Genomic DNA, 6,796 nt, shown 5'->3' with positions numbered 1-6,796 from the left:
TCAGGGGGCCTCGTCGCCGCGCTTCTCCTCCTGGGCCAGCACCGCGTCGCGGCGCTGCGGGTCGGTGCGCGCGGCCAGATCGGCGGCGAGCCGCGGATCACCGGCGAGCCGTTCCCGGTTGCGGTGCAGGAACGCCTCGAACCCACCGGTGTACGGGCACGCGTCGTCGCCGAGCACCTGCTTCGGCGCGTACCGGCAGCCGCCGCAGTAATCGCCGATCCGGTTCAGGTGACCGCCGTCGAACGCCCACGGCCTGGTGTCGATGCGGGCCAGGTCGGCGTACTGGCTCATGCCGATGACGGTGGCGTTCATGACCCAGTCGGTGCCGTCGACGAAGCTGCGCCGGAACCAGTCGGCCAGGTCGGCGGCGCGCCAGCCGCGTTGCAGGCCGTAGTTGGCGAGCACGGTCAGCCGCGCGGTCTGGTGGGCCCAGCCGGTGTCCCGGACGCCGGCCAGCACGTCGGCCAGGCAGCGGGCCTCCACCGCGTCCGCGTCGAGCCGGTCGAACCACTCCGGCAACGGCCGGGTGGCGGCGAGCCAGTCGGCGCCCCGGAAGCGCGGATCGAAGTACCAGTAGAGCTGCCACAGGAACTCCCGCCAGCCGAACAGGCCGCGCACGAAGCGGTGCACCGCCGCCGGCGGCGCGGTCCCGGCGCGGCCGGCGCGCTCGGCGGCGCGGATCGCTGGTTCCGGGTCGAGTAGGCCGAGGTTGAACGAGGACGACAGCACGCTGTGCGCGAGCAGCCCGTCGGCGTCGCTGAGCACGCCCTCACTGTCGGCGTACGCGGCGAGCCGGTGGTCGAGGAAGTGCGCGAGCCGGGCCTGCGCCTCGGCGTGCGTGGCCGGGTGACGACGCGGGGCGTCCCGACCGACGAAGCGGATCCCCTCGGCTTCCCAACGGTCGAGGTCCCGGCGCACCGCCGCGTCGATGTCGTCCTCGACGATCGGCGGCGGTGGCGGCACGTCGGTCGGCGGCCGGCGACGGGGCCGGCCAGCCGGGGCGGGCAGGTCCGGCAGCACGTCGTGCCGGTCCCGCGCGTACCGGTAGAAGTCGGCCATCCGGAGCCGGCCCCGCCGCCGGTCGGCCCAGGCCGCGAAGTCGGCGCGGTCGGTCACGAAGCCGCGCGGCGGCAGCACGGCCAGCCCGTCGACGGTACGCGCGAACGCGAGCGCCGCCCGCGACGACGGGTGCACCACCTCGGCCGGCTCGCCCAGGTCGGCGAGGGCCGTCCGGAACGTGTCGGCGCGCACCAGCCGGGCCCGGTCGCCGAGTTCGGCGGCCCGGTGCCGCAGCGCCGACAGGATCAGGTGCGCCTTCTGCCGGTGCACCGGGCGGGCGGCGAACAGGGTTCGGCTCTCCACCAGCAGGACGCGTTGCGCGTCGTCGTCGAGGAAGTGGGGACCGAGCTGGTCCGCCAGGAGCCAACGCCAGCGTGCCATGTCCCGACACTGCCCCTTTCCTGCCAACTGGAATCCTGTGTGGACGCGAAGCGCGTCATCCGCCCCGCACCCGGGGGCCACGGTGGTCGGTGAGCCGCAGCCCGACGCCGCGCACCGCGACGATGGTGACACCGGTGCCCAGCTCACCGAGCTTACGGCGCAACCGCTTGACCAAGGACTGCACGTCGGCGCGGCGCTCGGTCGCCGCGTCGTGCCAGACCGCGTGGCGCAGTTCCGGGTAGCTCCACACGCGCACCGGCTCGCTGGTCAGGCAGGCCAGCAGGTCGCGCTCCAGCCGGGTCAGGGCGACCTGCCGGCCGGCCCAGCGGGCCGTGGACCGGGCCACGTCGATCACCAGCGCGCCGTCGGGCCCGGGGTCGGGCGGAGGCCCCGCTGCCTCCGGATGCGGCGACGCCGGCCGCCGCCTACCATCCCCCTCGGGAGCGATCAGCTCGCGCAGCTCGTCCAGGTCGGCGACCAGCAGCAGCGGTGCCACGCCGCCCAGCAGCTCGGTGAGCCGGAGCCGTTCGGCGGGCGACGGCGTCACGCCGATGACAAGCGAGAAGTGGTGCGACGCCGGGTCGGTGCCGGGGGACGTCGCGTCCGGGTCGTCCGTCGTCACACCGCCCCCACCGTGACAGTGACTGTCAACCGGGTCGCCGCGTCGGGGACCTGTTGGTGACAAGTTGCTTACGTACGGTCATTGATCGCCCGCCGGTGTCGATCATAGTGTCCACTCGGGTGGCCGGCGTAGACCCGCACGGCGCCCAGGGGGCCTGGGGGGTTTCTCAAACCGGTGTGACCAGTCGGGAGCGCAGTCTCCTGGCCCTTCGGTCGTGGCTCGATCATCCGCGGGTCATCGGAGGAGGCAGCACCGATGCTGAGACGTCCACACCGAACGGGCCTGGCCGGGCGGCTGGTGAGCGCGGGCGCCGCCCTGGTGCTCGCCGCGACCGCGCTGGCCGCCACCGGCGCCCCGGCGCAGGCGCAGAACGGCGCCGGCGCGACGGCCGGCGACAAGATCCGTCCCGAGCTCACCCGGCAGCTTCAGGGCAAGAGCGAGGGCGACTTCTGGATCCACTTCGGCGACCGGGCCGACCTGGGCAGGGCCGGCGCGGTCAAGGACTGGAACCAGCGGGGCGCCGCGGTCGCCGCGGCCCTCAAGAAGACCGCCGCCGAGAGCCAGGCGAAGATCCGCGCCGAGCTGGACCGCTCGGGCACGAAGTACCAGACGTTCTGGGCCACCAACGCCATCAAGGTGACCGGCGGTTCGCTGACCATGGCGCAGAACTTCGCCGCCCACACCGAGGTGGACGGCATCTACGCGCCGGTGGAGTACAAGCTGCCGGAGACCACCCCGGGCACCGACCAGAAGTCGACGAACGCCCTGGAGTGGGGCGTCGCCAACATCAACGCCGACGACGTCTGGTCCCAGTACGGCGTCAAGGGCGCCGGCATCACCGTGGCCAGCATCGACAGCGGTGTCCAGTTCGACCACCCGGCGCTGGTGAACGCGTACCGGGGCAACAACGGCGACGGCACGTTCGACCACAACTACAACTGGTACGACGCGGCCGGCGAGTGCGACGACGGGCCGTGCGACTCCGACGGGCACGGCACCCACACCATGGGCACCATGGCCGGCTCGGACGGCGCCAACCAGATCGGCGTCGCCCCCGAGGTCAAGTGGATCGCCGCGAACGGGTGCTGCCCGACCGACGCCGCGCTGATCTCCTCCGGCCAGTGGATGCTGGAGCCCACCGACCTGGCCGGCGAGAACCCGGACGCCAGCAAGCGGCCCAACATCATCAACAACTCGTGGGGCACCACGCAGCCGTCCAACGAGCCGTTCATGGAGGACGTCACCGACGCGTGGACCGCGTCCGGCATCTTCGGTGTCTGGTCCAACGGCAACAACGGCCCCGCCTGCCAGACCAGCGGTTCGCCGGGCAGCCTGGCCAGCAACTACTCGGCCGGCGCGTACGACATCAACAACAACATCGCCAGCTTCTCGTCCCGGGGCACCGGGCAGAACGGCGAGATCAAGCCGAACATCTCCGCCCCCGGCGTCAACGTCCGCTCCAGCGTGCCGAACAACTCGTACGCCAGCATCAGCGGCACCTCGATGGCGGCGCCGCACCTGGCGGGCGCGATCGCGCTGCTCTGGTCCGCGGCGCCCACGCTTGTCGGTGACGTCGCCGCGACGCGCGCCTTGCTCGACGGCGCGGCTGTCGACAAGGCCGACACGCAGTGCGGCGGCACCACGGACGACAACAACGTCTACGGCGAGGGTCGCCTCGACGCGCTCGCGCTGCTCGCCGCCGCCCCGATCGGTGACAACGGCACGCTGGCCGGCAAGGTCACCGACGCGGCCGGGGCCGCGGTGGCCGGCGCGACGGTCACCCTGACCGGCGCGGCGGACCGGACGCTGACCACCGGCGCCGACGGCACCTACTCCTCGCTGCTGCCCGCCGGCGACTACCAGGTGGTGGTCGCCGCGTTCGGGTACGCGAGCCGCACGCTGACCGCGACCGTCACCAAGAACACGACCACCACGCTCGACGTGGTGCTCACCGCGACGCCCAGCGTCACGGTCAGCGGGCAGGTCACCGACGGGTCGGGGCACGGCTGGCCGCTCTACGCGAAGGTGAGCGTGGCGGGCACGCCGATCTCGGACTACACCACGCCGGCCACCGGTCGCTACAGCCTGAAGCTGCCGGCCGGATCGACCTACCGGCTCACGATCGAGCCGCAGTACGCCGGCTACCTCACGGTCACCAAGGAGGTCACGGTCGGCAGCGGCAACGTGACCGCGAACGTCGCGGTGCCGGCGGACCCGGAGAAGTGCGCCACCGCCCCCGGCTACACGGTCAGCTCGGACGGCGAGTACGAGACGTTCGACGGCACCGGCGTGCCGGACGGCTGGTCGGTGGTGGACAACGCCGGCTCCGGCCAGGTCTGGGAGTTCACCGACGCCGGTGAGCGCGGCAACCTGACCGGCGGCAGCGGCAACTTCGCCATCATCGACAGCGACAACTACGGCAACGGCGGAAGGCAGGACACCTCGCTGGTCAGCCCGGTGGTCGACCTGACCGGGGTGAGCACGCCGGTGATCCGGTTCAACCAGGACTACAACTGGCTGAACAGTGACCGCGCGGACGTCGACCTCAGCCTCGACGGCGGCACCACCTGGAGCAACGTGCTCCGGCAGGCGGCCGACGTACGCGGCAAGGTGACCGAGGTGCCGATCCCGCAGGCGGCGAACCAGTCGCAGGTGCGGGTCCGCTTCCACTACTACGACGCGAGTTGGGAGTGGTGGTGGGAGGTCGACAACGTGCTGATCGGCAGCAAGCTGGTCTGCAAGCCGGTCGACGGCGGCCTGGTGCTCGGCCACGTGCGCGACAAGAACGACAACAGCTACGTCAACGGCGCCACGGTGACCAGCAAGGACCGCCCGGCGGAGAAGGCCACCACGGTCGCCACCCCGGACGACACCGAGCTGCCCGACGGCTTCTACTGGATGTTCTCGTCGTTGACCGGCGCGCACCCGTTCACCGCCAGCGCCGGCAACTACGTGAGCCAGACCAAGCAGGTCACGGTCGAGACGGACTGGGCCACCACGGCCACGTTCCAACTGGCCGCCGGCCGGCTGTCGGTGCAGCCGACGTCGCTGACCGGGACGGCCCGGATGCCCAGCGGCAAGGTCAGCAAGACGTTCACCGTCACCAACACCGGCGGCGCACCTGTCGACGTCGAGTTCTCCGAGCGTGACGGCGGGTTCGTGCTGCAACGCGCCGACGGGTCCCGGCTCTCCGAGCAGGCGCTGCTCGGCTCGACCGGCGCGCCGGCGCAGCGGCTGACCGCGGCGACGTCGTTCGCGGCCCGCTCGTCCGGCAGGTCCTCGACGTCGGTCGCGTCGGCCGGCCCCCAGGCCGACCCGTGGACCGCCGTCCCGGGCTACCCGGCCAACGTGATGGACAACCGGGTCGTCACCGTCGACGGCAAGGTCTACTCCATCGGTGGCGGCGACGGCACCACCTCCAGCACGAAGAACTACCGGTACGACCCGATCGCGCAGACCTGGACCGCCATCGCCGACCTGCCCGGCGCCCGTACCGCGATGACGGTCGGCGTGATCGACGGCAAGATCGTCGCCACCGGCGGCTGGGGCGCCTCCGGCCCGGACGGCGCCACCTGGTCGTACGACCCGGCGGCGAACACCTGGACCGCGAAGGCGAGCAACCCGGCGCCCCGGTCGGCCGCCGGCCAGGCCGTCGCGGGCGGCAAGCTGTACGCGGTCGGTGGCTGCACCACGGCGAGCTGCCTGCCGATGTCCAACTCGGTCGTCCGGTACGACCCGGGCGCGAACACCTGGGAGACGCTGCCCGCCTACCCGAAGTCGGTGGCGTTCCTGTCCTGCGGCGGGATCGACGGCACCGTCTACTGCACCGGCGGCAACGACGGCACGAACTCGCAGAAGGCCGGCTACGCGTTCGACCCGGGCGCCAACGCCTGGACCGCCATCGCCGACGCGCCGGCCGACAACTGGGCCGCCTCGTACGCGGTGGCGAACGGCAAGCTGCTGGTCGTCGGCGGGTCGCAGGGCGGCGCGATCACCAACGCCGGTTTCGCGTACGACCCGGCGACCGGCTCCTGGGCCAACCTGCCCAACGCCAACGCGCCCCGCTACCGGGGCGGGGCGGCCTGCGGGTTCTACAAGGTCGGCGGCTCGTCGGGCGGCTTCACCGCCACCAAGGACAGCGAGGTCCTGCCCGGCTTCTCCGAGTGCGCCGAGGTGGCGGCCGACGTGAGCTGGCTGACCGTCGACAGGTCGAAGGTCACGCTGGCACCCGGCGCCGCGGTCACGGTCACGGTCGGCATGACCGCGAACGTGGACCAGCCGGGCACGTACTCGGCGTCCATCGTGATCAAGGAGAACACCCCGTACACGGTGGCGCCGGTGGCGGTCACCATGGTCGCGCAGCCGCCGACCACCTGGGGCAAGCTGTCCGGCACGGTCTCCGGCAAGAACTGCCAGGGCGTCACCGCCCCGCTGCCGGGCGCGACCGTGCAGGTCGACTCCTGGGCAAGCTCCTACACGTTCACCACCGACGCCGACGGCCGGTACGCCTACTGGATGGACCGGCGCAACAACCCGCTCACGCTGATCGTCGCCAAGGACGGCTGGAAGCCCCAGACCCGCCCGACGAAGATCAACTCCACCACGCCCACGGTCGAGGACTTCACCCTCTCCCCCACCCGCTGCTGACCGCAGCATGACGGGGGCGGGGGGGGGGGGGGGGGGGGGGCCGCGGGGCGCGGCGCCCCGCGCCCCGCCGGGGCCGCGCCCGCCCGC

Annotated in this window: 3 protein-coding genes; 1 reads left to right on the top strand and 2 read right to left on the bottom strand. The window is 72.6% G+C overall.

Going from position 1 to position 6,796, the window contains the following annotated elements:
- Together ACIA6B_RS03590 and ACIA6B_RS03585 are read right to left on the bottom strand one after the other, a co-directional pair.
- The gene (locus ACIA6B_RS03590) at positions 1 to 1,440 is read right to left on the bottom strand and encodes a cryptochrome/photolyase family protein (RefSeq protein ID WP_396770586.1); all 1,440 of its coding nucleotides are present in this window, start codon (positions 1,438 to 1,440) and stop codon (positions 1 to 3) included.
- 55 nt (positions 1,441 to 1,495) lie between these two features.
- Entirely contained in the window at positions 1,496 to 2,062 is a 567-nt protein-coding gene (locus tag ACIA6B_RS03585; protein WP_396770584.1) for a winged helix-turn-helix domain-containing protein, read from the bottom strand.
- Positions 2,063 to 2,317: 255 nt separating this feature from the next.
- Here ACIA6B_RS03585 and ACIA6B_RS03580 point away from each other — a divergent pair, with 255 nt between their 5' ends.
- Positions 2,318 to 6,709, top strand: a complete 4,392-nt coding sequence (locus ACIA6B_RS03580; RefSeq protein WP_396770582.1) for a S8 family serine peptidase — start codon at positions 2,318 to 2,320, stop codon at positions 6,707 to 6,709.
- The last annotated feature ends 87 nt before the right edge of the window (positions 6,710 to 6,796 follow it).

Source organism: Micromonospora sp. NPDC051141 (genome assembly GCF_044455765.1).
GTDB lineage: Bacteria > Actinomycetota > Actinomycetes > Mycobacteriales > Micromonosporaceae > Micromonospora.
Note: the sequence above shows the minus strand (reverse complement) of the source record. Positions and strands in the feature narration are given on the sequence as shown.

Excerpts from the sequence above, each read along its gene's own strand:
- ACIA6B_RS03590 (WP_396770586.1), bottom strand. The coding sequence starts at position 1,440 with ATGGCACGCTGGCGTTGGCTCCTGGCGGACCAGCTCGGTCCCCACTTC.
- ACIA6B_RS03580 (WP_396770582.1), top strand. The coding sequence starts at position 2,318 with ATGCTGAGACGTCCACACCGAACGGGCCTGGCCGGGCGGCTGGTGAGC.